Origin of the sequence: Xenophilus azovorans DSM 13620, assembly GCF_000745855.1 — a bacterium.
In the GTDB taxonomy this organism is placed as follows: Bacteria; Pseudomonadota; Gammaproteobacteria; order Burkholderiales; family Burkholderiaceae_C; genus Xenophilus; species Xenophilus azovorans.
Map to the genome: position 1 here is coordinate 1 of NZ_JQKD01000026.1, position 21,034 is coordinate 21,034.

The window sequence follows — 21,034 nt, forward strand, 5'->3', positions numbered from 1 at the left end:
CGAACTCGTAGCCGCCAGTGGCCTCCAACACCACCAGGGCCGGCGCCAGGGCCATGGCCTGGTGGACGAGTTGCTCGATGCCGCTGACGTCATTGGCGAGCTGCCAGGTCTTGGCCTGGTCGCTGCTGGCGACCTCCAGCGTCTGGCTGGAGACATCGATACCGATAAAAACACAGTCGGACACGTCCTCTCACTCCCATCCTTGTCTATGCGAACTTCAAGTTCCTACAACCGTTCGGGCTGCAAGAAAGGACGGTCCGGCTCAGGCGCCCAGTGCTCAGTCACGGGCTTCACGCATCCCAGAGGCCGCTCGGGCTACCCGAGCCGGTCCGAGGCTTAAAGATACAAGGCCGTGCCGTTGCCTCAGCCAGCAGCGCCCAGCGCGGCCCGCACGCGCTCGATCGCCCGGCGGTAGGGCAGGGCGAAGCCGTCCAGCGGATCGCCCGGTGCGAGCCAGCGGAAGGCGAACACCAGCCCGTCTTCCTCCGGGCTGCCGTGGGCGACGTGGGTGAAGGTCTCCGGCAGCGGCGCGCCGGTCCAGCGCATCAGGAACAGGTGCCAGCGCTGGTCGTGGCTGCGGCGGCTGCCTTCGGTGCCGGCGCTGCAGAAGCGCTCCAGCGTGCCCAGCGGCGCCAGCGGGCCGTCGAAGGCGAGGCCGGACTCCTCCAGCAGCTCGCGCCGCACCGCCGCCTCGGGCGCCTCGCCGGGCTCGATGGTGCCCTTGACGAGCTGCATGCCGCCGTCGCCCGGGTGGTCGAAGACCAGCAGCCGCCCGCGCGCATCGACCAGGCAGGCGCAGGCCTTGCCGATCGGTGCGCCACGGCGGGCATCAGGCATTCGCCGCCAGGGCCGCCTTGACGGCCGCGCTCACCTGGCCCATCTCGGCCTTGCCGGCCAGCCGCTGCTTGACCGCGCCCATCACCTTGCCCATGTCGCCGGGGCCCGAGGCGCCCAGCTCGGCCACGATGGCTTTCACTTCAGCGGCCACTTCGTCGGCGCTCAGGCGCTGCGGCAGGTAGGCCTGCAGCACGGTGATCTCGGCGGCCTCCTTGTCGGCCAGCTCGGTGCGGCCGGCCTGGGTGAAGGCGGCGATCGAGTCCTTGCGCTGCTTGACCATCTTGTCGAGCACGGCCACGACGGCCGCGTCGTCCAGCTCGATGCGCTCGTCCACTTCCTTCTGCTTCATGGCGGCCATCAGCAGGCGGATGGTGGCCAGGCGCTCGGCGTCCTTGGCGCGCATCGCGCTCTTCATGTCCTCGTTGATGCGTTCCTTCAGGCTCATGGTGCTCGTCCTCTCGGCAAACAAAACAAAAAAGCCGCGGCAGGTGTTCCTGGCGCGGCTCGGTACGCTGGCTGGGCCAGCGCGTGCGGTGCTCGACTCAGTACAGCTTCTTGGGAAGCTGCATGCTGCGAACGCGCTTGTAGTGGCGCTTGACCGCGGCAGCCTTCTTGCGCTTGCGCTCGGCCGTGGGCTTCTCGTAGAACTCGCGGGCACGCAGGTCGGTGAGCAGGCCCAGCTTCTCGATGGTGCGCTTGAAGCGGCGCAGGGCCACGTCGAAGGGCTCGTTTTCTTTAACGCGGATGGTGGTCATCAGGTGAAAGTCTGTCGAATGTGGCCCGGGGGAGATCGATCCCCTGGCCGGGATCCTCAATCTGGAAAAGGCGGGGCCGTTGAGGGGAGGCCCGAAAAGTTAGCCGTCGATTATAGCCCGCCTTTGCCGGCCGGTCGAGCCCTCACCGGCCACGCCGCTCAGGCCGCCTGGCGCCCGCGCTGGTTGGAGGCCAGGACGTTGTCGCGCGGCAGCGGTTGCCCGGTGCGCAGTGCCTCGATCCAGTCGGCGGTGGCGGCCACGGCGGCGAAGTTGCTGTGGAAGACGACGCAGAAGACGCGGTGGATCTCCTCGGCGCTGGCCCGTCCGGCCGCGTTGGCATAGGGCAGGGCGCCGCTGGCGTCGGCCAGGAACTCCACAGCCAGCCCGCGGTGCATGGCCTCGAACACGGTGGAGGCGTCGCAGTTGTGCGTCATGTAGCCCGCCACGGTGAGCGTGTCGATCTCCCGCGCCTGCAGCCAGGCCCCGAAGTCCGTGCCGGTGAAGACGCTGGGGAAGGATTTCGTGATCAGGTGGTCGCGCGGCCGTCCGGCGATGTCGGGGTGGAGCTGGCCGGCCGGCGAACCGGCCTGGAACAGCGGCGCGCCGGGCGGCGCGTGGTGCTGCACGACCACCACCGGCACGCCGGCGGCGCGGGCGGCGTCCATCGCGCGCGTCACATTGGGCAGCGTGCCGCCGATGGGCGGGTGCTCGATGGGCAGGCCGCCGCCCTCGAAGTACTCGTTCTGCACGTCGATGACGACCAGGGCGCGGCGGGGCGGATGGGAAGGCATGGTGTGGCTCCTGGGAGGTGTGGCGATGGGCTGCATTCTTGGCTCCGCGCCGCGGTGCCGACAGTGGCCCTGAAGACATTGATCGATAGAATCGGGCCATGTCCCGCACGAAGACCGACACCATCGCCGTGCTCGCCTTCGACGGCATCAGCCCCTTCCACCTCTCGGTGCCCTGCCTGGTGTTCGGCGAGGAGCGCACGGTCGCCGGCGGCCCGCGCTTCCGGGTGCGCGTGTGCGCGGCCGAGCCCGGCCCGCTGCGCACCAGCGCCGGCTTCACCGTCGAGGTGCCGTACGGGCTGGAGGCGATGCGCGGCGCCGACATCGTGGTCGTCCCCTCCTGGCACGACGATGCGGGGCCGTCGGCGCCGCCTGCGCTGGTGCGCGACCTGCAGGCCGCCCACCGCCGCGGCGCGGTCGTCGTCGGCCTGTGCCTGGGCGCCTTCCTGCTGGCCGAGGCCGGGCTGCTCGACGGCCGGCCCGCCACCACCCACTGGTACGCGGCGCCGGCCTTTGCCGAGCGCTTCCCGAAGGTGCGGCTGCAGCCGGACGTGCTGTACGTGGACGACGGCGACCTGCTCACCTCCGCCGGCACCGTGGCCGGCATCGACTGCTGCCTGCACCTGCTGCGCGTGCGCCACGGCGCGGAGGCGGCCAACCGCGCCGCGCGCCGCATGGTGGTGGCGCCGCACCGCCAGGGCGGCCAGGCGCAGTACATCGAGCAGCCGGTGCGGGCCCCCGTCGAGCGCGACCGCCTGGGGCCGTTGCTCGAATGGCTGGGCGGGCACCTGCACCAGCCGCACACGCTGGACGGCCTGGCCCACCGGGCGCTGATGAGCCGCCGCACTTTCACCCGGCGCTTCCGCCAGGCCACCGGCACCACCGTCGGCCAGTGGCTGCAGGGCCAGCGCCTGGCGCTGGCGCAGCGCCTGCTGGAGTCCAGTGACCGGCCGGTCGAGGCGGTGGCGGCCGATGCCGGCTTCGGCTCGGCGGTCTCGCTGCGGCAGGGCTTCCGCGAGGCCTTCGGCATCTCGCCCTCGGCCTACCGGCGCCAGTTCTCGGTGCTGTGACTCAGCCGGCGGCCAGCGCCCCGGCGCAGGCGTGCGCGCTGGCCCAGGCCCACTGGAAGTTGTAGCCGCCCAGCCAGCCGGTCACGTCCACCACCTCGCCGATGAAGAACAGGCCCGGCTGCCGGGCGGCCTCCATCGTCTGGGACGACAGCTCGCGCGTGTCGACGCCGCCGGCGGTGACCTCGGCCTTCCTGTAGCCCTCGGTGCCCTCGGGCGTGATCTCCCAGCGGCCGATGCGCTCGGCCAGCCGGGCCAGGGCCTTATCGGGCGCCTCGTTGACGGGGCGCTGCAGGGCCGGGTCCTGCGCGGCCCAGGCCTCGGCCAGCCGCGCGGGCATGTGGGCCGCCAGTTCGTTGGCGACCTGCTTGCGCGAATCGCGCTTGGCCTCGGCCAGCGCGGCGGCCATGTCCACGCCGGGCGCGAAGTCGATCGTCAGCGGCGTGCCCGGCTGCCAGTAGCTGGAGATCTGCAGCACGGCCGGGCCGGAGAGGCCGCGGTGGGTGAAGAGAAGATCTTCGTGGAACGCAGCTCGCGCCTTCCTGCTGCCGGTGCCGATCTCGACCGGCAGCGCCAGCCCGGCCAGTTGCGCGTAGGGTGCCCAGGCCCCGCCGCCGAAGGTCAGCGGCACCAGCGCGGGCCGGGGCGGAACGAGCTTCAGGCCGAACTGCCGTGCAAGGCGGTGCCCGAAGTCGCTGGCGCCGATCTGCGGGATCGACAGCCCGCCGGTGGCGACGACCACCTGCGGCGCCTGCACCGTGCCGCGCGCCGTCTCGATCCGGTAGCTGCCGCCGTCCGCGGCCTGCACGGCCTGCACGGCGCAGGGCTGCCAGTGCGCGACGCCGCCGGCCGCGCATTCGGCCAGCAGCATGTCGACGATCTGCTGCGAAGGCCCGTCGCAGAAGAGCTGCCCCTTGTGCTTCTCGTGCCAGGCGATGCCGTGGCGCTCCACCAGCGCGATGAAGTCCTGCGGCGTGTAGCGCGCCAGCGCCGAGCGGCAGAAGTGCGGGTTCTCGCCCAGGAAGTGGCGCTGCGGTGCGCGCGGGTCCAGCTCGCGGTTGGTGAAGTTGCAGCGCCCGCCGCCCGAGATGCGGATCTTCTCGGCCACGCGCTCGGCGTGGTCGATCAGCAGCACCTTCAGCCCGCGCCGGCCGGCGAGCGCCGCGCAGAAGAGGCCGGCGGCGCCGGCGCCGATGACGACGGCGTCGAAGCGGGCGGCCGGCGCCGGGTCAGCCCTTCCAGACAAAGGGGAACTTCAGTTGCTTGAGGAAGCCGTTGGGCACGTAGTCGCCCACCACGCCGTAGCGCTCGGGCCACAGCCGCGTGCTCTTGACGGCGGTGCCGAACAGGTAGTCGAGGAAGGCGTAGTGCGCCGCGTAGTTCTTGTCGATCGCCTCGTCGTCCTGGCTGTGGTGCCAGTGGTGGAAGTTGGGCGTGACGATGATGTAGCGCAGCGGCCCCAGGCGCACGCTGACGTTGCAGTGGTTGAACACCGCCTGGAAGCCGACGATGACGATGTAGGCGTCGATCACCTCCTTGGAGAAGCCCAGCACGTAGATCGGCGCGAGCACCAGCGTGCGGGTGATCAGCAGTTCCAGGATGTGCTGGCGCGAGCCGGCCAGCCAGTCCATGCTCTTGACGCTGTGGTGCACCGCGTGCAGGCGCCACAGGAGCGGCACCTCGTGGTAGGCGCGGTGCGTCCAGTACTGCACCAGGTCGGCCACCAGGATGATCAGCAGCACGCCGGCCCAGAAGGGCAGGCCCGCGATCCAGCCGCGCAGCCCATCGTTGGCCGCCCAGCCGAAGAGCTTGTGCACCAGCAGGTTGGTCGCCAGCAGCACGAAGCCCACGATCATGTGGTTGACCACGAAGTGGTGGAAGTCCGTCTGCCACTCGGCGCGGAAGATCGGCTGGTCCTTGCGGTGGGCGAACAGCTTCTCGATGAAGATGAAGATCAGCGAGGAGCCCAGCAGGTCGAGGATGAACCAGTCCAGCCCGATGTAGGGCGTGCCGTCGGGGAAGTTCGGGTCCACGTCGACCTTGTGCCCGCCCAGCAGCGCGGCCGCGGCCACCAGCAGGAAGGCGAAGGACGACAGCCAGCGCGTGCGGTTGAAGATGATGTTCACCAGCGCCAGGCCGCCCGAGACGACCATGGCGGAGAGCAGCACCCAGCGCATCACGTCCACGTCGTAGCTCTTGCGCAGCTCGGGCGTGGTGAGGTACTGCGGGAAGTGGAAGGCGAGCACGCCCAGGAAGCACAGCACGGCCAGCGACAGCGCGATCACGCCCGTGACCATGCCCCTGCCGCGCTGCAGTTCGCCGTGGCTCTCGGCGAGTTCGTTGAGTTTGTCGAGTTCCAGCATTCCGATTCCCCCGTCCAGACGTCCGCTGTCAACAGCCGGGAATTCTAGGCAGGCGGGCCGGCCACATGCAGCGAAGTAGACTGGCCGCATGAAGCGCGTACGCCACTCGCTGCAAACCCTGCGGGTCTTCGTGCTGGTGGCCCGCACGGGCAGTGTTTCAGCCGCGGCGCTGCAGGCGCACTTGACGCAGAGCGCTGTCACGAAGCACGTCCAGGCGCTCGAGGAGATGCTTGGTGCCAGGCTGTTCGAACGGTCGGGGCAGGGCATGCTGATCACCACGGCGGCGCGCCCCTACCTGCGCTCGGTGCAGCGCGCGCTGCAGATGCTGGACGATGCCGAGGCGCGCATGTCCGCCAGCACGGCCACGGCCCAGAGCGTGCGCCTGGGCGTGGCGCCGGCGGTGGCGCAGCGCTGGCTCATTCCGCTGCTCGACGACTTCGAGGCACGCCATCCCGGTGTGCGTGTGCAGCTGGTGGCACGCCTGCCCGATGCGCAGGGGCAGGCTGCACAGGCCTACGCCGAGATCCGCGCGGGCACGGGACGCTTCCAGGGGTGGCGCTCGCGCTACCTGGTGGGCAGGCATTTCTGCTTTGCCATGGCGTCCGCCCGGCGTGAGTTCCTGCGTGCCCGGGGCATCGACGTGCGCCGCATCAACCGCCGGCTGATCGAGGCGCTGCCGCTGCTCAGCCATGTGCTGCGGCCCACGCTGTGGGACGAGTCGCTGCGCGCGCTGGGCCTGGAAGGCACGCATGCCGAACGCATCGATTGCGAGCAGTACTCGGTGCTCATCCCTGCGGCCGTGGCCGGCCGCGGCCTGGCGATGGTGCCGCCCTTCCTCGTTCAGGGCGAACTCGCCGGCGGCCAGCTTGTGCGCATCGGCGCCATGGTGACCGCGCGGCACGGCTTCTACCTGCTGACACCCAAGGCGCAGCCGCGCCATGCGGGCTTGGAGGCATTGACCGCATGGCTGGGCGAGCAGGCAGCCGTGGCGGACGCATTGCGGGCCTGAGCTGGCGGAACGGACTGCCGCGTCCTGCGGGGACGGCGGCTTTGGGTATTCCCATCAGGAATGCCGACGCCCGATTATTCATTGGACGCCGGCGCCACGCGCAAGAACACTCGGCGCCATTCCAACGACAGGAGACTGCGCCATGCCCCGGAAACCCGATCCTGCGACGCCCCCCGTGTCGCTGCCCCGCCGCCGGATGCTCGGCGCCGCGGCGGCAGCGGCTGCATGGGGCGCGCCGCTCACCCGCGCCTGGGCCCAGGGCGACATGGCGCAGGGCTGGCCCGCCAGGCCGGTGCGCGTGGTCGTGCCGTATGCGCCGGGCAACATCTCCGACAGTTCCGCACGTGTGGTCTGCCGCCATCTGGGCGACCGGCTCGGCCAGCAGTTCTTCGTCGAGAACAAGTCCGGCGCCAACACGCAGATCGGCACCGACCTGGTCGCCCGGGCCGAGCCCGACGGGTACACCGTGCTCTACACCGGCCCGATCATCACCGTCATGGGGCCGCTGTTCGAGAAGCTCGGCTTCGATCCGATGAAGGAGCTCACACCGGTATCGCAGGCGATCGCCAACCCGCTGGTCTTTCTGGTGCGCCCGGACTTCCCGGCCAGGGACATGCGCGAGTTCATCGCCATGACCCGGAAGGAGCCGCAGAAGTACTTCGTCGCTTCCGGCGGCATCGGGACCATGCCGCACATGGCGCACGAGCTGCTCGTCTCCATGGCCGGCATGCAGAGCCAGCACGTGCCCTACCGGGGCGGCTCCAGTTGGGTCAGCGACTTTCTCGGCGGCCAGATCACGGGCATCTTCGACAATCCTTCCTCCGCGATACCGCTGATCAAGGACGGCCGCGCCAGGCCGCTGGCCGTCACGTCGCCGGCGCGCAGTGCGGCGCTGCCCGACGTGCCGACCGTGGCCGAGCAGGGCGTGCCCGGCTTCGAGGTGATGAACTGGTTCGGCTTCTTCGCTCCATCGCGTACGCCTGCCGCCGTCCTCGACAGGCTGAGCGCGGAAATCGGCAAGGTGATGCGCCTGCCTGAGGTCTCCGGGGAGTTCGGTCGCATCGGGGTGAGCTCCGTGGGAAGCAGCCGCGAGAAATTCGGCGAGATCGTCGCCGGCGATTTCCGCAAGTGGAGCTCGACCATCAGGGAACGACGCATCACGCCGGAATGAGCGCCACCTCCGGCCAACCCGCCGCAGAGGGCGGCATGCACGCCGATGGCGCCCTCGACGCCGAACTCGACGAATTCCTCCGGTTCGCCAGCATGCAGCTCGGGCCGCCGGACATGGACGTCGAACGCCGTCGGCGGCGCTATGAGCGCCTGGCCGACCTGGCGGGTGCGCCCCGGGCGCCACGGGTGGCGCGCGAGGATCTGCTGCTGCCGCGCGCGCATGCCTCGCCGGTCCGGGTGCGCCGCTACCTGGCGAAGGACGTGCACAGGGAGGCGGCGCCGCTGGCGCTCTACCTTCATGGCGGCGGCTGGAGCGCCGGAAGCCTGGCATCGCACGACGGGCTGTGCGCCTGGCTGGCCTCGGCCGCGCGCCTGGAACTGGTGGCCGTGGACTATCGGCTCTGCCCGGAGAACGCCCATCCGGCTGCGCTGGAAGACAGCGAGTTCGCCCTGCAATGGGTCCATCGGGAACTGGCGAACGGTCGCCCGGTGGCGTTGCTGGGCGACAGTGCGGGCGCCCATCTGGCATGCGCCACCGCGCTGAAGGCCGTTCAGGCGGGGAGGGCGCTGGCGTGGCTGGGCCTTCTCTATCCGGCCGTGTCGCCGAGGGCGGATCTTCCCAGCCACCGAGAGCATGCGAATTCGCCGGGGCTCAGCCGCGAGCACCTGTTGCAGTACTGGGAATGGCTCGGAGGCGAGCAGGGGCGCGGCAACGTCCAACCGTATTTCGACCTGCTGCGCGTGCACGACTGGCGCGGCCTGCCGCGCACCCACATCCTCAGCGCCCAGTGTGACCCGGTGCGTGACGAAGCGCAGGCCCTGGCCGGCGCATTGTCCGCGTCGGGTGTGCCGGTCACGCACCGCTGCGCGCCGGGCATGCCGCATGGCTTCGCCCGCTTCCTGGCCCGCAGCCGTGCGGCCGAGGCGGAGATGGCGTCTTTCGCGCGGGAGCTGGGACGCGCGCTGACGCTTCCGCAGCGCGATCCTCGGAGGCCGGCTCGATAGCCGACAGGCCGGTTGGCCGGGAGGTCAGGTCCCGAAGTGCCGCGTCGCCGCCACGGCGGCCATGCCGCGCAGCACGTCCCCCACCACGATGACGGAGGGGCTGCCCAGGCCCGAGCCGGAGAGTGCGGCCGACAGATCGGCCAGCGTGGTGCAGACGTGCCGCTGCTGCGGCAGGCTGGCGTGCTGCACCACCGCGACGGGCGTGTCGCCCGGCAGGCCGCCGTCCAGCAGCTGCTGCTGGATGTGCGCGGCGCCGGCCACGCCCATGTAGACCACCAGCGTCAGCCGCGCGTCGCGCGCGGTGGCGGCCAGCTGGCGCCAGTCCGTCGGGTCGTGCTGCGCCGCCGCGCCGGTGCGCGCATGGCCGGTGACGAACACCACGCCCTGCGCATGGTCGCGGTGGGTGAGCGGCACGCCCAGCGAGGTGACGGCAGCCAGCCCGGCGGTGATGCCGTTGACCACGGCGCACTCGATGCCAGCCTCGCGCAGGTGCTCCACCTCCTCGCCGCCGCGGCCGAAGATGAACGGGTCGCCGCCCTTCAGGCGCACCACCGCGTGGCCCTCCTGCACGGCGGCGATCATCAGCTTCTCGATGAAGGCCTGCGGCGTGCTGCGGCAGCCGCCGCGCTTGCCGACGCGGACGATGCGCGCGTCGGGCCGCGCCCATTGCAGGATGTCCTCGTTCACCAGGTCGTCCACCAGCAGCACCGTGGCGGCCTGGATCGCCTTGACGGCCTTGAGGGTCAGCAGATCGGGGTCGCCGGGGCCGGCGCCGACCAGGGTGCAGCTTCCGGTGTTCATGGGGTTCGGATTCATGCGTGGGATGCGAGTTGCACGACGTGCCGCACCTGGGCGGCGATGGGCTCGGGCACAGGCAAGTTTCCTGCCAGTACGCGGCGGGTGTAGTCGGCCGCGGCTTCGACGCCGATGTCCTGCGGCAGGCCGGGCACCTCACCGGCGGTGCCGGGCTGCTGGGCCTGCAGAAGCGCGTGTTCGCCGCGCACGAAGCCGTCGATCTGCGGCGTGCGGCGCGGGTCGCACACCACCTCGCCTTCGAGGCCGCGCGAGAGCATCGCCGTCATGCCGAGCAACTGGAACAGCTCGGTCATCACGGTGCCGAAGGCCGGGTGCGTGTAGCTGCCGACCACCACCGCGGGGCCGTCCACCGGCTGCATGAGCTTGACCACGCTGTGCCCCGCGTTGCGCAGGCCCACCACGCGGCGCACGTCCAGCAGGCGTTTCAGGCCGGGATGGAGCTGGGCCGTCTCCAGCACCGCGACCTGGCCGCACGCGATGCGCTGCACCGACGGCTGCGCGGGCACGTCCAGCGCGGCGAGCACGTCGGCCGCCAGCACGCGGCTGGACTCGGTGGCGCTGCCGTGCACCAGCACCGGCAGCCCCTCGCGCGCCAGCAGCAGCGCCAGCAGCGGCGTGAGCACGGGCAGCCGGCGCGCGCCGTTGTAGCTGGGCAGCACCACCACCGCGCGGTCGCTGGCGGGCAGCCGGTTCAGGCGCTCGTGCGTGGCGTCCAGGAAGCCCGCCATCTCCTGCGTGGTCTCGCCCTTCACGCGCATGGCCAGGCAGAAGGCGCCGACCTCCAGGTCGGTCACCGCGCCGTCGAGCACCTGGCCGAACAGGTCGGCCGCCTGCGCGCGTTCGAGCGGCCGTGCGCCGCGCGCGCCGCGGCCGATGTCCTTGATGTAGTGCGCGATGCTGCCCATGGGAGGCCGGATTGTCCCGCAGGCCTTATGCCGGATCGGCGCATTGCTTATGCCTGGACGGGCAGCAAGGGCATCCGGGCATTCAGGCCGCCTGTGCCGCCGGCGCGGCGCGCACCATGCGCTTGAGCTCCGGCAGGCAGGAGCCGCAGTGGGTGCCGCACCGGAGCGTGCCCTGCAGCTGCGCCAGCCGCTCCTCGTCGCTGCCGCCGCAGGCGGCGAGCGCCTCGCCGATCGCGCGTTCGCCCACGCCGAAGCAGTTGCACACCACCTTGCCGCGCGCCGCCACGCCGGCGGGCGCCGTGGCCTGGAAGGACAGCAGCCGGCGGCCGAAGTCCTGCGCCGGCAGCTGGTCCTGCAGCAGGGTGCGCAGCCAGCCCTCGGCCCGCGTGTCGCCGGACAGCAGCACGCCGGCGACGTGGGCCGTGTCCCCATGCCGCACCAGCCGCACGGCGCGGCGCTGGCCGCGGCGCGCATCGATGTAGCGCAGGGTGCCGGCGTCTTCCAGCCCCAGCAGGGCTTCGATGCGCGCCAGCAGCGCATCGGGCGGCGCGGCGGCGCCGGCGGCGCGCAGCAGCACGCCGGCGGTGCCGTCGCCGAAGGGCACGCAGCTGAAGAAGGGCAGGTCCTCCACCAGCGCGCGCAGGGCGCCGCGCACGGCCAGCGCGCGCTCGCCCGGCACCCAGGCCATCGCCACCAGCGACCAGGGCAGCGCGGCGCGCACCACCTGCACGGCGGCGTGCTTGAGTTCCGGCTGCTTCGACACCGGGCAGTGCGCCGGCGTGGTCAGGGCGTTCACGCCGGCGATGGCGGTGCCGTCCGCGCGCCGGCCGCCGACGAATTCCGGCCCCCAGTGCATGGGAATGAAGACCTGCGACGGCCCCAGGTCCGTGCTGGCCGCCACCGGCAGGCGCAGGCTGCCGTGGCGCGAGGCGACTTCCGCCAGCTCGCCCTCGGCCAGGCCGGCGCGCGTCATGTCCTGAGGATGCATGTGCAGCACCGGTTCGGGCACGTGGCCGAACAGGCGTCCGAGCGTGCCGGTGCGGCTCATGCCGTGCCACTGGTCGCGCAGGCGGCCGGTGTTCAGCGAGAAGGGAAAGCGCGCGTCGCGCGGCTCGGCCACCGGCTGCCAGGGCGCGGCGGCGAAGCGGGCGCGGCCGTCGGGCGTGGCGAACACGCCGTCTTCGTACAGGCGTGCGCGGCCTTCGGCGGCGCCCTCCGGCAGGGGCCACTGGCGGGGCGCGGCGTCGAGCAGGGCGTAGCTCAGGCCGGTGATGTCCAGGTCGCGCCCGCGCGTGGACGCGCGGTGCTCGTTCCACACCTCTTCGGGCCGCTCGTAGGGGAACAGCGCCTCGCCGCGGTCCAGCCGCCGCGCCAGGCGGCGGGCGAAGTCCACGCCGATGGCCCAGTCGTGCCGCGCCTGGCCGGCCGGCGCGACGGCGGCGCGCACGCGCGAGATGCGGCGCTCGCTGTTGGTCACGGTGCCTTCCTTCTCGCCCCAGGTCGTGGCCGGCAGCAGCAGGTCGGCGAAGGCGCAGGTGGCGGTGGTGGCGAAGGCTTCCTGCACCACCACCAGCTCGGCGCGCTCCAGCGCGCGGCGCACGGTGGCCTGGTCGGGCATGGACTGCGCCGGGTTGGTGCAGGCGATCCACAGCGCCTTGATCTCGCCTTCGGCGGCGGCGCGGAACATCTCGATGGCACTCTTGCCGGGCACGGCGGAGAGGCCGGGCACGCCCCAGAAGGCCGCCACCTCGGCGCGGTGGGCCGGGTCGGCCAGTTCGCGGTGGCCCGGCAGCAGGTTGGCCAGCCCGCCCACCTCGCGCCCGCCCATCGCGTTGGGCTGGCCGGTGAGCGAGAAGGGGCCGGCGCCCGGGCGGCCGATCTGCGCGGTGGCCAGGTGCAGGCCGATCAGGGCCGCGTTCTTGTCGGTGCCGTGCGAGGACTGGTTCAGGCCCATGCAGTAGAGGCTGAGCGTGGCGGGGGAGGTGGCGAACCAGCGCGCCGCCAGCAGCAGGTCGGCCGGTGCGATGCCGCACACCCGAGCCACCCGCTCGAGCGTGCATTCGCGCACGGCGGCGGCCAGCGCCTCGAAGCCGGTGGTGTGCGCCGCGATGTAGCCGGGCTGCGTCCAGCCCTCGCGCAGCATCAGGTGCAGCATGCCGTGCAGCAGCATCACGTCGCTGCCCGGCTGCAGCGCCAGGTGCAGGTCGGCGATCTCGCAGGTGTCGGTGCGGCGCGGGTCGGCGACGACGATCTTCAGCGCCGGGTTGGCGCGCTTCGCGTCCTCGATGCGGCGGAACAGGATGGGATGCGCCCAGGCCGTGTTGCTGCCGGCGATGAACAGGCACTGCGCGTGGTTCAGGTCGTCATAGCAGGCCGGCGGCGCGTCGGCGCCCAGCGTCTTCTTGTAGCCGGCCACCGCGCTGCTCATGCACAGGCGCGAGTTGGTGTCGAGGTTGTGGGTGCCGACCAGGCCCTTGGCCAGCTTGTTGAAGACGTAGTAGTCCTCCGTCAGCAACTGGCCCGACAGGTAGAAGCCCACCGCGTCGGGGCCGTGCTCGCCGATCACCCGCGCGAACGCATCGGCCGCCTGGTCCAACGCCGCGTCCCAGCCCACCGGCTGCGGCGCCTGGCCGCGCGCCGCGCGCCGCATGGGCAGCAGCAGCCGCGCCTGGTGCGTCACCTCGGCCGCGGCCGTCAGGTGCAGCGTTGAGCCCTTGGTGCACAGCCGGCCGAAGTTGGCCGGATGGTCCGGGTCGCCGCGCACGCCGGTGATCTGCCCGGCGTCGGTCTCGATCACCACGCCACACCCCACGCCGCAGTAAGGGCAGGTGGATCGCGTTTCAGCCATGCGCCGCCGCCGGTTCGCCGAACATGAGCTGGTCGCGGATGTCCGCCACGCTGCGGCCTTCGCGCAGCAGGTCCAGGTACCAGCCGCCGTCGGCGGTGTCGCCGTACAGGCAGGCGCCCACCAGCCGGTCGCCGCGCAGCACCAGCTTGCGGTAGACGCCGCCGGCCGGGTCGCTGAGCACGATCTCCTCGGTCTCTCCGCCGCCCATGAAGTCGCCGGCCGAGAACAGGTCGATGCCGGTGACTTTCAGCCGCGTCGGCACGAGCGAGCCCGGGTAGCGGCCGATGCCCATCTGCGCCAGGTGGTTGGCCGCGACCCGGCCCTGCTCGAACAGCGGCGCCACCAGCCCGTAGGCGATGCCGCGGTGCTGCGCGCATTCGCCCACGGCGTACACGCGCGGGTCGGTCACGGTCTGCAGCGTGTCGTTGACCACGATGCCGCGCTCGCAGTGCAGCCGCATCTGCTGCGCCAGCGTGACGCTGGGGCGGATGCCGACGGCCATCACCACCAGGTCGGCCGGGATCTCGCTGCCGTCCGCGAAGCGCACGGCCCGCACCCGGCCGCTGCCGTCGCCCGGCAGCGCCTCGGTGCGCGCGCCGAGGCGGAAGGCGATGCCGCGCGCCTGCAGCGCCTCGCGCAGCAGCGCGCCGGCCTCGGCATCGAGCTGCCGGTCCATCGGCCAGGCGTTGACGTGCACCACCGTGACCTGCATGCCGCGCCGGGCGAGCCCGCTGGCGGCCTCCAGGCCCAGCACGCCGCCGCCGATCACTACCGCATGGCGATGCCGGCGCGCGGCCTCGATCATGGCCTGGGTGTCGGCGATGTCGCGGTAGCCGATCACGCCCTGCAGCTCGCGGCCCGGCACGGGCAGCATGAAGGGGGTGGAGCCGGTGGCCAGCAGCAGCCGGTCGTAGCCGGCCTCCACCTGCCGCCCGTCGGCGTCCACGGCGCGCACCCGGCGGCGCACCCGGTCCACCTGCGTCACCCGGCAGCCCGCGTGCAGCGCGATGCCGTGGCGCTCGTACCAGTCCCACGGGTGGAGCACGATGTCGTCGATCGTCTGCTCGCCCGCCAGCACCGGCGACAGCATGATGCGGTTGTAGTTGGGGTGCGGCTCGGCGCCGAAGACGGTGATGTCGTACAGGCCCGGCGCGAGGCGCAGCAACTCCTCCACCGTGCGCATGCCGGCCATGCCGTTGCCGACGACGACGAGCTTCATGCCGCCTGCTTCTCCACATGCGCCTGGCGCGTGTAGAGGAAGTCGATCACCGCCTTGCGGCAGTGCAGGTAGGCCGGGTCCTCCGCCAGCGCCACCCGGTCGCGCGGGCGCGGCAGGTCCACGCGCAGCACCTCGCCGATGGTGGCCGCCGGGCCGTTGGTCATCATCACGATCCGGTCCGACAGCAGCACCGCCTCGTCCACGTCGTGCGTGACCATGACCACCGTGCTCTTCGTCTTCTGCACGATGGCCAGCAGCTCGTCCTGCAGCCGGGCGCGGGTCAGCGCATCCAGCGCGCCGAAGGGTTCGTCCATCAGCAGCACCTTGGGCTGCATGGCCAGGGCGCGGGCGATGCCCACGCGCTGCTTCATGCCGCCCGAGACCTCGCCCGGGCGCTTGTGCGCGGCATGTGCCAGGCCCACCAGCGCCAGCGCCTCGTCGGTGCGCTCCTTCAGCCGCGCCCGGCCTTCCCGGCCGCCGAAGACACGCTCCACGCCCAGGTGGACGTTCTCGAAGCAGCTCAGCCAGGGCAGCAGCGAGTGGTTCTGGAACACCACGGCGCGTTCCGGGCCGGGGCCGGCGATCTCCCTGTTGTCGGCCAGCAGCACGCCCTGCGTGGGCCGGGCCAGGCCGGCGATGAGGTTCAGCAGCGTGCTCTTGCCGCAGCCGGAGTGGCCGATCAGGGTGACGAACTCGCCCTTGGCGACGGCCAGGTCGATGCCCTGCAGCGCGACGAAGCGGCCGCCCGGCGCCTTGGGCGCCTTGAATTCCTGCCCGACGCCCTGGATCTGGATGTACTTGCGTTCGTCGTTCACGAGCGGACCTCCTCGAAGGTGAAGGCGGTGGCGAGCTTGACGAGGGCGTACTCCAGCACGAGGCCGACGATGCCGATGACGAAGATCGCGATGAGGATGTTCTTGACGTTGAGGTTGTTCCACTCGTCCCACACCCAGAAGCCGATGCCGACGCCGCCGGTCAGCATCTCGGCCGCCACGATCACCAGCCAGGCGGTGCCCACCGCCAGGCGCACGCCGGTCAGCATGTAGGGCAGCACGGCGGGGAAGAGGATCTTCGTGACGACCTTCCACTCGGAGAGGTCGAGCACGCGCGCCACGTTCAGGTAGTCCTGCGGCACGCGCTGCACGCCCACCGCGGTGTTGATGACCATGGGCCAGATCGAGCAGATGAAGATGGTCCAGATGGCGGCCGGGTTGGCGCCCTTGAACACCAGGAGGCCGATCGGCAGCCAGGCCAGCGGCGAGACCGGGCGCAGCAGGCTGATGATCGGGTTGAACATGCGCGCCAGGAAGGTGAAGCGCCCGATGGCGAAGCCCGCCGGGATGCCCACCAGCGCCGCCAGGCCGAAGCCCAGCGCCACGCGCTGCAGCGACGAGAGCACGTTCCAGCCCACGCCCTGGTCGTTGGGGCCGTTGCGGTAGAACGGGTCGGCAAACACCTGCAGCGCCTGCTGCCAGGTCTCGCCGGGGCCGGGGAAGCCGTCGCCGCTGCGCGCGGCGACCAGCTCCCACACCAGCGCTAGCAGGCCGAAGCCCAGCAGCGGCGGCAGCACGCGCAGCCACAGCCAGCGCATGTCGCGCGGCACCTTCGCGGCGGGCGCGGCAGCGGCGGCGGGCACCGGCGGGTGCAGGGGTTCGTTCGCCGCGGCGCGCTGCGGCGGCGCCGAGGACGCGGGGGCGGGCGGCTGCGCATCGAGCGGCAGGTGGAAGACGGCACTGACCATGGGAGGCTCCGGTGGATGTCGAGGGGAAGGGCGCTTCAGCCCATCTGCACCTTGAAGGCGTCGGCGTACTTCTTCGGGTCCTTGCCGTCCCACACCACGCCGTCGATCAGCCTGCTGGTACGCAGCGGGCTGGCCGGCACGGCGGTGCCGGTGGCGGCGGCGGCCTGCCTGTAGATGTCGATGCGGTTGATCTCGGTGGCCACCTTCAGGTAGTCGGGGTGCTCCTTGAGCAGCCCCCAGCGCTTGTGCTGGGTGAGGAACCACATGCCGTCCGAGAGGTAGGGGAAGTTCACCGCGCCGTCGGCGTAGAACTTCATATGGTTCGGGTCGTCCCAGCTCCTGCCCAGGCCGTTGACATAGCGGCCCAGGATGCGCTGGTTGATCGCCTCCACGCTGGTGTTGACGTAGGCTTTGTCGGCGATGGTCTCGGCCATGCGGTTCTTGTTCTGCAGGCCGGCGTCGATCCACTTGCCCGCCTCGAGGACGGCGGCCGTCACCGCGCGCGCCGTGTTGGGGTGCTTCCTCACGAAGTCGCCGGTGGCGCCGAGCACTTTCTCGGGGTGGTCGGGCCACACGTCCTGCGAGGTGGCGGCGGTGATGCCGATGCCGTCCATGATGGCGCGCTGGTTCCAGGGCTCGCCGACCGAGAAACCGTCCATGTTGCCCACGCGCATGTTGGCCACCATCTGCGGCGGCGGCACGACGATGCTCTTGGCGTCCTTGAGCGGGTGGATGCCGCCCGAGGCCAGCCAGTAGTAGAGCCACATGGCGTGCGTGCCGGTGGGGAAGGTCTGGGCGAAGGTGTATTCGCGCTTCTCGGCAGCCATCAGCTTCGCCAGGCTGGCCAGGTCGACGGCGCCCTTGTCGGCCAGCTTCTTCGACAGCGTGAGGCCCTGGCCGTTGCGGTTGAGGGTCATCAGCACCGCCATGTCCTTCTTCGGGCCCGCGGTGCCCAGGTGCATGCCGTACACCATGCCGTAGAGCACGTGGGCGAAGTCCAGGTCGCCGTTCGCCAGCTTGTCGCGTACGCCGGCCCAGCTCGCCTCCTTGCTGGGCTCGATCTTCACGCCGTATTTCCTGTCGATGCCCAGCACCGAGGCCATCACCACGCTGGCGCAGTCCGTCAGCGGGATGAAGCCGATCTTCACCTCCTCCTTCTCGGGCTTGTCGGAGCCGGCGGCCCAGACGGCGGCGCGCAGGGCCGGGTCGATGCCGACCGCGCCGGCGGCAGCGGCCTTGAGCATGGTGCGGCGGCCGAGCCGCGGCGTTGCAGGGGTTGCAGCAAGGGTCATGGGGCCAACTCCAGTCGAAGAAAGGACAGGGCGGCGAAGGGGCAAAAAACGAAAAAGGCGTCCTCGCCGCGCATGCATTCGCTCGCTGTCGCGAACGAACCCACGCGGGCAGAGGACGCCTTTGTCCATTTCGCCGGCCGCATCCTCCGTTGGATGCCGCCGGCCCGGCCTTCACCGGTCTGGGCTGTCTATCGCAAGCGCCGTGCCAGCGGCCCTGGGGGCGCTTCGGGCGGAAAAGCCAGGCTATTTCCCTTGGATCGGGCCATCGGAGGCACAACGACGAGGCGGCGAGGCACGCATCTTGTGCGCTGCACCATCCCTGCTCAGCGCGCCGGCAGGTACTCGGCCATCGTCAGCACCGATTCGGCGACCTCGACCAGCCGGCGGTTCTGGTTCATGGCGGTCTGGCGCAGCATCTTGTGCGCCTCTTCCTCGCTCAGGTGGCGGTGCGCCATCAGCAGGCCCTTGGCGCGCTCGACCACCTTGCGCTCGTTGAGGGCGGCGCGCACGGTCTCCAACTCGTCGCTCATGGCCTGCAGGCGGCGCGCCTGCGCCTGCACCATGTCCAGCACCGAGCGTTCGAGCTGGCGGCCGAAGGCCGAGGAGGCCGGCGCGGGCGCATCGCCGGTGTCGCCGTCGTCGAAGAAGCCCGTCTGCGGCGCCGGCCCGGGGCCGTCGGCCAGCGCCTCGTATTGCTGCAGTTCGGCGTGCGCCTGGGCGATCTTGCGGTCGCACAGCACGCGCAGGCCCTGCGCCAGCTGCGCCTCGAGCACGCGCATGGCGTCGATGCGGCGCGTGCAGCAGGCGAACCAGGCCGGGCCCAGTTCGGGGTCCAGGTCGGGCCCCGGCGCCGCGCAGCCGATGCGGCGCAGGCGCTCCAGCTCCGCCGTGTCCGCGCCGCCGTGCGCGGCCTGCCACTGCGCGCGCAGCGTTTCGTCGGCGAAGTCGGCGAAGACCTCGAAGCAGCGCTCCTGCGACTCGATCAGGTGCAGCCAGGGCGGGCGCAGCTCGGCGTCGGCGCGTGCACGGGTGAAGGCGGCGGCGCCGAAGGCGCGCTCCTGTCCGGCGAACTCTTTGCCCTGCATGAAGTTGAACATCGCCACCAGCTGGCGCGAGATCTGCGGGTCCGTGGCGCCGTCGGCGGCCTCGAAGACCACCGCCAGCAGCCCGCCGATGAGCTTGGCGAAGGCCGCGGCGGCCTGCGCGGGCGAGACGGCGCCCGCGCCGATGCGTGCGCGCAGTTGCGCCAGCGCGTCCAGCCCCGGCAGCACCCAGGCCACGCGGTTGAACAGGCGCGTGCCGCTGCCCGGCGGCTGGGGCTCCTGCGTCAGCCGGTCCAGGGCGGCGCGCACCGCCTGCTCGGCCGCCTGCGCCTCGGCCACCTGCGCGGTGCGTTCGGCCGCGAAGCGCGTGCCGCCCGAGCCGAGGAAGATGTTGGACAGGCCGCGCTCCTTCTGCAGCGCGTGGACGAGCCCGCCGATGCAGCCCACCAGCGCGACGGTGCGCCCCAGGTGCGCGAGCTCCTCGATCTCGCAGCGGCGGGCGGCCATGAGGAAGCGGAGGCCGGAAGGCATGGACGTGGTCGTCATCGTGATGGCCCGTCCGCAGCAAATTCCGTGCCCCCGGCCGGGTGCGGCGATTGATCCACAATCGCCGCATGGATTGGCTCGACGAAGTGAAATGGGACGCGGCCGGCCTGGTGCCGGTGATCGCCCAGGAGCGCGGCAGCAAGGACGTGCTGATGTTCGCCTGGATGAACCGCGAGGCGCTGGCGAAGACGGCCGAGCTGGGCCGCGCCGTGTACTTCAGCCGCTCGCGCGGCCGGCTGTGGTTCAAGGGCGAGGAGTCCGGCCACGTGCAGACCGTGCACCAGATCCGCCTGGACTGCGACAACGACGTGGTGCTGCTGGAGGTGACCCAGCAGGGCCACGAGCCCGGCATCGCCTGCCACACGGGCCGTCACAGCTGCTTCTTCCAGAAATACGAGGATGGCGCGTGGAAAACGGTCGAGCCGGTCTTGAAGGATCCGGAGAGCATCTACAAATGACCGCGATGGGCGAACCCGCATCCACCACCGATGTGCTCGACCGCCTGGCGGCCGTGATCGACAGCCGCCTGCCCGGGCGCGGCGGCGACCCCGAGGCCAGCTACGTGGCGCGCCTGCTGCACCGCGGCCCGGACGCCTTCCTCAAGAAGATCGGCGAGGAGGCCACCGAGGTCGTCATGGCCGCCAAGGACGCCGACCACGGCGGCGAGCGGCAGAAAATAGTGAACGAAGTGGCCGACCTGTGGTTCCACAGCATGATCGCGCTGGCCCACTACGGGCTGGCGCCGCGCGACGTGGCGGCCGAGCTGGCGCGCCGCGAGGGCACCAGCGGCATCGAGGAGAAGGCGCTGCGCAAGGCGCAGGGCCGCGAGGCCGCCGGCGACTGAACGACGAAAGGACTGTGCATGGCCAACGACATCGTCACCGTGGAAAGCAAGGAAGAGGAGTCGCTGAAGACCATCGGCTGGGTCAGCTACATCCTGCACCTGATCGTGGCCATCGCGGCCGTGATCCCGGGCGCGCAGGTGTCGGTGCTCCTGCTGCTGCTGGCGCTGCTGATCGACTTCGTCAAGCGCGACGACGCGGCCGGCACCTGGCAGGCCTCCCACTTCAGCTGGCGCATCCGCTCCGTGCTGTGGGCCGGCGTGCTGTACCTGCTGACCTCCTGGCTGTGGCTGCTGCTGCTGGTGCCCGGCTGGATCGCCTGGAGCCTGATCTCGCTGTGGTTCCTCTACCGCATCGTCAAGGGCATGGTCCGCATGAGCGCGGGCCGGGCGATGGATTGATGATCGACTCACCGGAGAAACGAACTTTGTCGCACGACCCGAACTGCATCTTCTGCAAGATCGTCGAGGGAAAGATCCCGTCGAAGAAGGTCTACGAGGACGAGGAGCTCTTCGCCTTCCACGACATCGCGCCCTGGGCGCCGGTGCATTTCATGGTCGTGCCCCGGCGCCACATCCCGTCGATGGCGCAGCTCACCCCGGAGGACGCCGGCCTCATGGGGCGCATCATGACCCTGGCGCCGAAGCTGGCGCTGGAGCAGGGCTGCAACCCGTACCCCGAGGGCGGTTTCCGCGTGGTGGTCAACACCGGCAGCGAGGGCGGGCAGGAGGTGCACCATCTCCATGTCCACGTCATGGGCGGCCCGCGGCCCTGGGCCCGCGGGTGAT

21 protein-coding genes and 2 pseudogenes are annotated in these 21,034 nt (G+C 71.4%); 8 read left to right on the plus strand and 15 right to left on the minus strand.

Annotated elements, in window-relative coordinates:
* The 5 genes and pseudogenes from Q392_RS15455 to Q392_RS15475 form a co-directional block, all read right to left on the minus strand.
* Positions 1 to 184 (minus strand): annotated as a pseudogene (locus tag Q392_RS15455) (IS110 family transposase); the annotation flags it as partial.
* 179 nt (positions 185 to 363) lie between these two features.
* Complete coding sequence (locus Q392_RS15460) at positions 364 to 837, minus strand: NUDIX domain-containing protein (RefSeq protein ID WP_038209533.1); 474 nt, start codon at positions 835 to 837, stop codon at positions 364 to 366.
* The gene (locus Q392_RS15465) at positions 830 to 1,282 is read right to left on the minus strand and encodes a GatB/YqeY domain-containing protein (protein ID WP_038209534.1); all 453 of its coding nucleotides are present in this window, start codon (positions 1,280 to 1,282) and stop codon (positions 830 to 832) included. Before Q392_RS15465 ends, Q392_RS15460 begins: the two co-directional genes overlap by 8 nt.
* Positions 1,283 to 1,379: 97 nt before the next feature.
* Entirely contained in the window at positions 1,380 to 1,592 is a 213-nt protein-coding gene (rpsU, locus tag Q392_RS15470) for a 30S ribosomal protein S21 (protein WP_007833691.1), read from the minus strand.
* 158 nt (positions 1,593 to 1,750) lie between these two features.
* A complete protein-coding gene (locus Q392_RS15475; protein WP_038209541.1) occupies positions 1,751 to 2,383 on the minus strand; it encodes a cysteine hydrolase family protein in 633 nt (210 codons plus the stop codon).
* Positions 2,384 to 2,481: 98 nt separating this feature from the next.
* Between Q392_RS15475 and Q392_RS15480 the strand changes: the two genes are divergently transcribed.
* Entirely contained in the window at positions 2,482 to 3,450 is a 969-nt protein-coding gene (locus tag Q392_RS15480) for a GlxA family transcriptional regulator (protein ID WP_038209544.1), read from the plus strand.
* 1 nt (position 3,451) lies between these two features.
* Here the strand turns inward: Q392_RS15480 and Q392_RS15485 are convergent, their stop codons facing one another.
* Together Q392_RS15485 and Q392_RS15490 are read right to left on the minus strand one after the other, a co-directional pair.
* Positions 3,452 to 4,693 carry a BaiN/RdsA family NAD(P)/FAD-dependent oxidoreductase gene (locus tag Q392_RS15485; protein ID WP_051953530.1) on the minus strand — a complete coding sequence of 414 codons (1,242 nt, stop codon included), beginning with the start codon at positions 4,691 to 4,693 and terminating at the stop codon, positions 3,452 to 3,454.
* On the minus strand, positions 4,677 to 5,810 hold the full coding sequence (locus Q392_RS15490; protein ID WP_038209547.1) for a sterol desaturase family protein: 1,134 nt from the start codon (positions 5,808 to 5,810) through the stop codon (positions 4,677 to 4,679). The genes Q392_RS15485 and Q392_RS15490 overlap by 17 nt, the downstream gene beginning before the upstream one ends.
* Before the next feature lie 88 nt (positions 5,811 to 5,898).
* On the opposite strand from Q392_RS15490, the gene Q392_RS15495 reads away from it, so the two are divergent.
* From Q392_RS15495 to Q392_RS31340, 3 genes are all read left to right on the plus strand, one after another.
* Complete coding sequence (locus tag Q392_RS15495) at positions 5,899 to 6,819, plus strand: LysR family transcriptional regulator (RefSeq protein ID WP_038209550.1); 921 nt, start codon at positions 5,899 to 5,901, stop codon at positions 6,817 to 6,819.
* A gap of 142 nt (positions 6,820 to 6,961) precedes the next feature.
* The gene (locus Q392_RS15500) at positions 6,962 to 7,990 is read left to right on the plus strand and encodes a Bug family tripartite tricarboxylate transporter substrate binding protein (RefSeq protein ID WP_157008017.1); all 1,029 of its coding nucleotides are present in this window, start codon (positions 6,962 to 6,964) and stop codon (positions 7,988 to 7,990) included.
* The gene (locus Q392_RS31340) at positions 7,987 to 8,994 is read left to right on the plus strand and encodes an alpha/beta hydrolase (RefSeq protein ID WP_084217089.1); all 1,008 of its coding nucleotides are present in this window, start codon (positions 7,987 to 7,989) and stop codon (positions 8,992 to 8,994) included. Before Q392_RS15500 ends, Q392_RS31340 begins: the two co-directional genes overlap by 4 nt.
* Positions 8,995 to 9,018: 24 nt before the next feature.
* On the opposite strand, the gene cobA is transcribed toward Q392_RS31340, so the two are convergent.
* The 8 genes and pseudogenes from cobA to Q392_RS15545 all read right to left on the minus strand — a co-directional run bounded on the left by cobA (position 9,019) and on the right by Q392_RS15545 (position 19,389).
* Positions 9,019 to 9,795, minus strand: a complete 777-nt coding sequence (cobA, locus tag Q392_RS15510; protein WP_245610729.1) for a uroporphyrinogen-III C-methyltransferase — start codon at positions 9,793 to 9,795, stop codon at positions 9,019 to 9,021.
* 11 nt (positions 9,796 to 9,806) lie between these two features.
* Positions 9,807 to 10,715 (minus strand): DNA-binding protein YbiB, encoded by a 909-nt coding sequence (ybiB, locus tag Q392_RS15515; RefSeq protein WP_038209557.1) that lies wholly within the window; start codon positions 10,713 to 10,715, stop codon positions 9,807 to 9,809.
* Between the two features lie 82 nt (positions 10,716 to 10,797).
* Entirely contained in the window at positions 10,798 to 13,563 is a 2,766-nt protein-coding gene (locus Q392_RS15520) for a nitrate reductase (RefSeq protein ID WP_038209560.1), read from the minus strand.
* A gap of 13 nt (positions 13,564 to 13,576) precedes the next feature.
* Positions 13,577 to 14,782 (minus strand): annotated as a pseudogene (locus tag Q392_RS15525) (NAD(P)/FAD-dependent oxidoreductase); the annotation flags it as partial.
* Complete coding sequence (locus Q392_RS15530) at positions 14,779 to 15,597, minus strand: ABC transporter ATP-binding protein (protein WP_038209563.1); 819 nt, start codon at positions 15,595 to 15,597, stop codon at positions 14,779 to 14,781. The gene Q392_RS15530 and the pseudogene Q392_RS15525, both read right to left, overlap by 4 nt.
* Entirely contained in the window at positions 15,594 to 16,523 is a 930-nt protein-coding gene (ntrB, locus tag Q392_RS15535) for a nitrate ABC transporter permease (RefSeq protein WP_038209571.1), read from the minus strand. Before ntrB ends, Q392_RS15530 begins: the two co-directional genes overlap by 4 nt.
* A 35-nt stretch (positions 16,524 to 16,558) precedes the next feature.
* On the minus strand, positions 16,559 to 17,815 hold the full coding sequence (locus Q392_RS15540) for a CmpA/NrtA family ABC transporter substrate-binding protein (protein WP_038209573.1): 1,257 nt from the start codon (positions 17,813 to 17,815) through the stop codon (positions 16,559 to 16,561).
* 323 nt (positions 17,816 to 18,138) lie between these two features.
* Entirely contained in the window at positions 18,139 to 19,389 is a 1,251-nt protein-coding gene (locus Q392_RS15545) for a nitrate regulatory protein (RefSeq protein WP_038209768.1), read from the minus strand.
* Positions 19,390 to 19,472: 83 nt separating this feature from the next.
* Between Q392_RS15545 and hisI the strand changes: the two genes are divergently transcribed.
* Genes hisI through Q392_RS15565 form a run of 4 tightly spaced genes read left to right on the plus strand, consistent with a single transcriptional unit; the run spans position 19,473 to position 21,033 of the window.
* On the plus strand, positions 19,473 to 19,862 hold the full coding sequence (gene hisI, locus Q392_RS15550) for a phosphoribosyl-AMP cyclohydrolase (RefSeq protein WP_038209575.1): 390 nt from the start codon (positions 19,473 to 19,475) through the stop codon (positions 19,860 to 19,862).
* A 5-nt stretch (positions 19,863 to 19,867) separates the two neighbouring features.
* Positions 19,868 to 20,248 carry a phosphoribosyl-ATP diphosphatase gene (locus tag Q392_RS15555; protein ID WP_038209771.1) on the plus strand — a complete coding sequence of 127 codons (381 nt, stop codon included), beginning with the start codon at positions 19,868 to 19,870 and terminating at the stop codon, positions 20,246 to 20,248.
* An 18-nt stretch (positions 20,249 to 20,266) separates the two neighbouring features.
* Positions 20,267 to 20,647, plus strand: a complete 381-nt coding sequence (locus Q392_RS15560) for a DUF4870 family protein (protein WP_038209577.1) — start codon at positions 20,267 to 20,269, stop codon at positions 20,645 to 20,647.
* A 26-nt stretch (positions 20,648 to 20,673) separates the two neighbouring features.
* On the plus strand, positions 20,674 to 21,033 hold the full coding sequence (locus tag Q392_RS15565) for a histidine triad nucleotide-binding protein (protein WP_038209579.1): 360 nt from the start codon (positions 20,674 to 20,676) through the stop codon (positions 21,031 to 21,033).
* The last annotated feature ends 1 nt before the right edge of the window (position 21,034 follow it).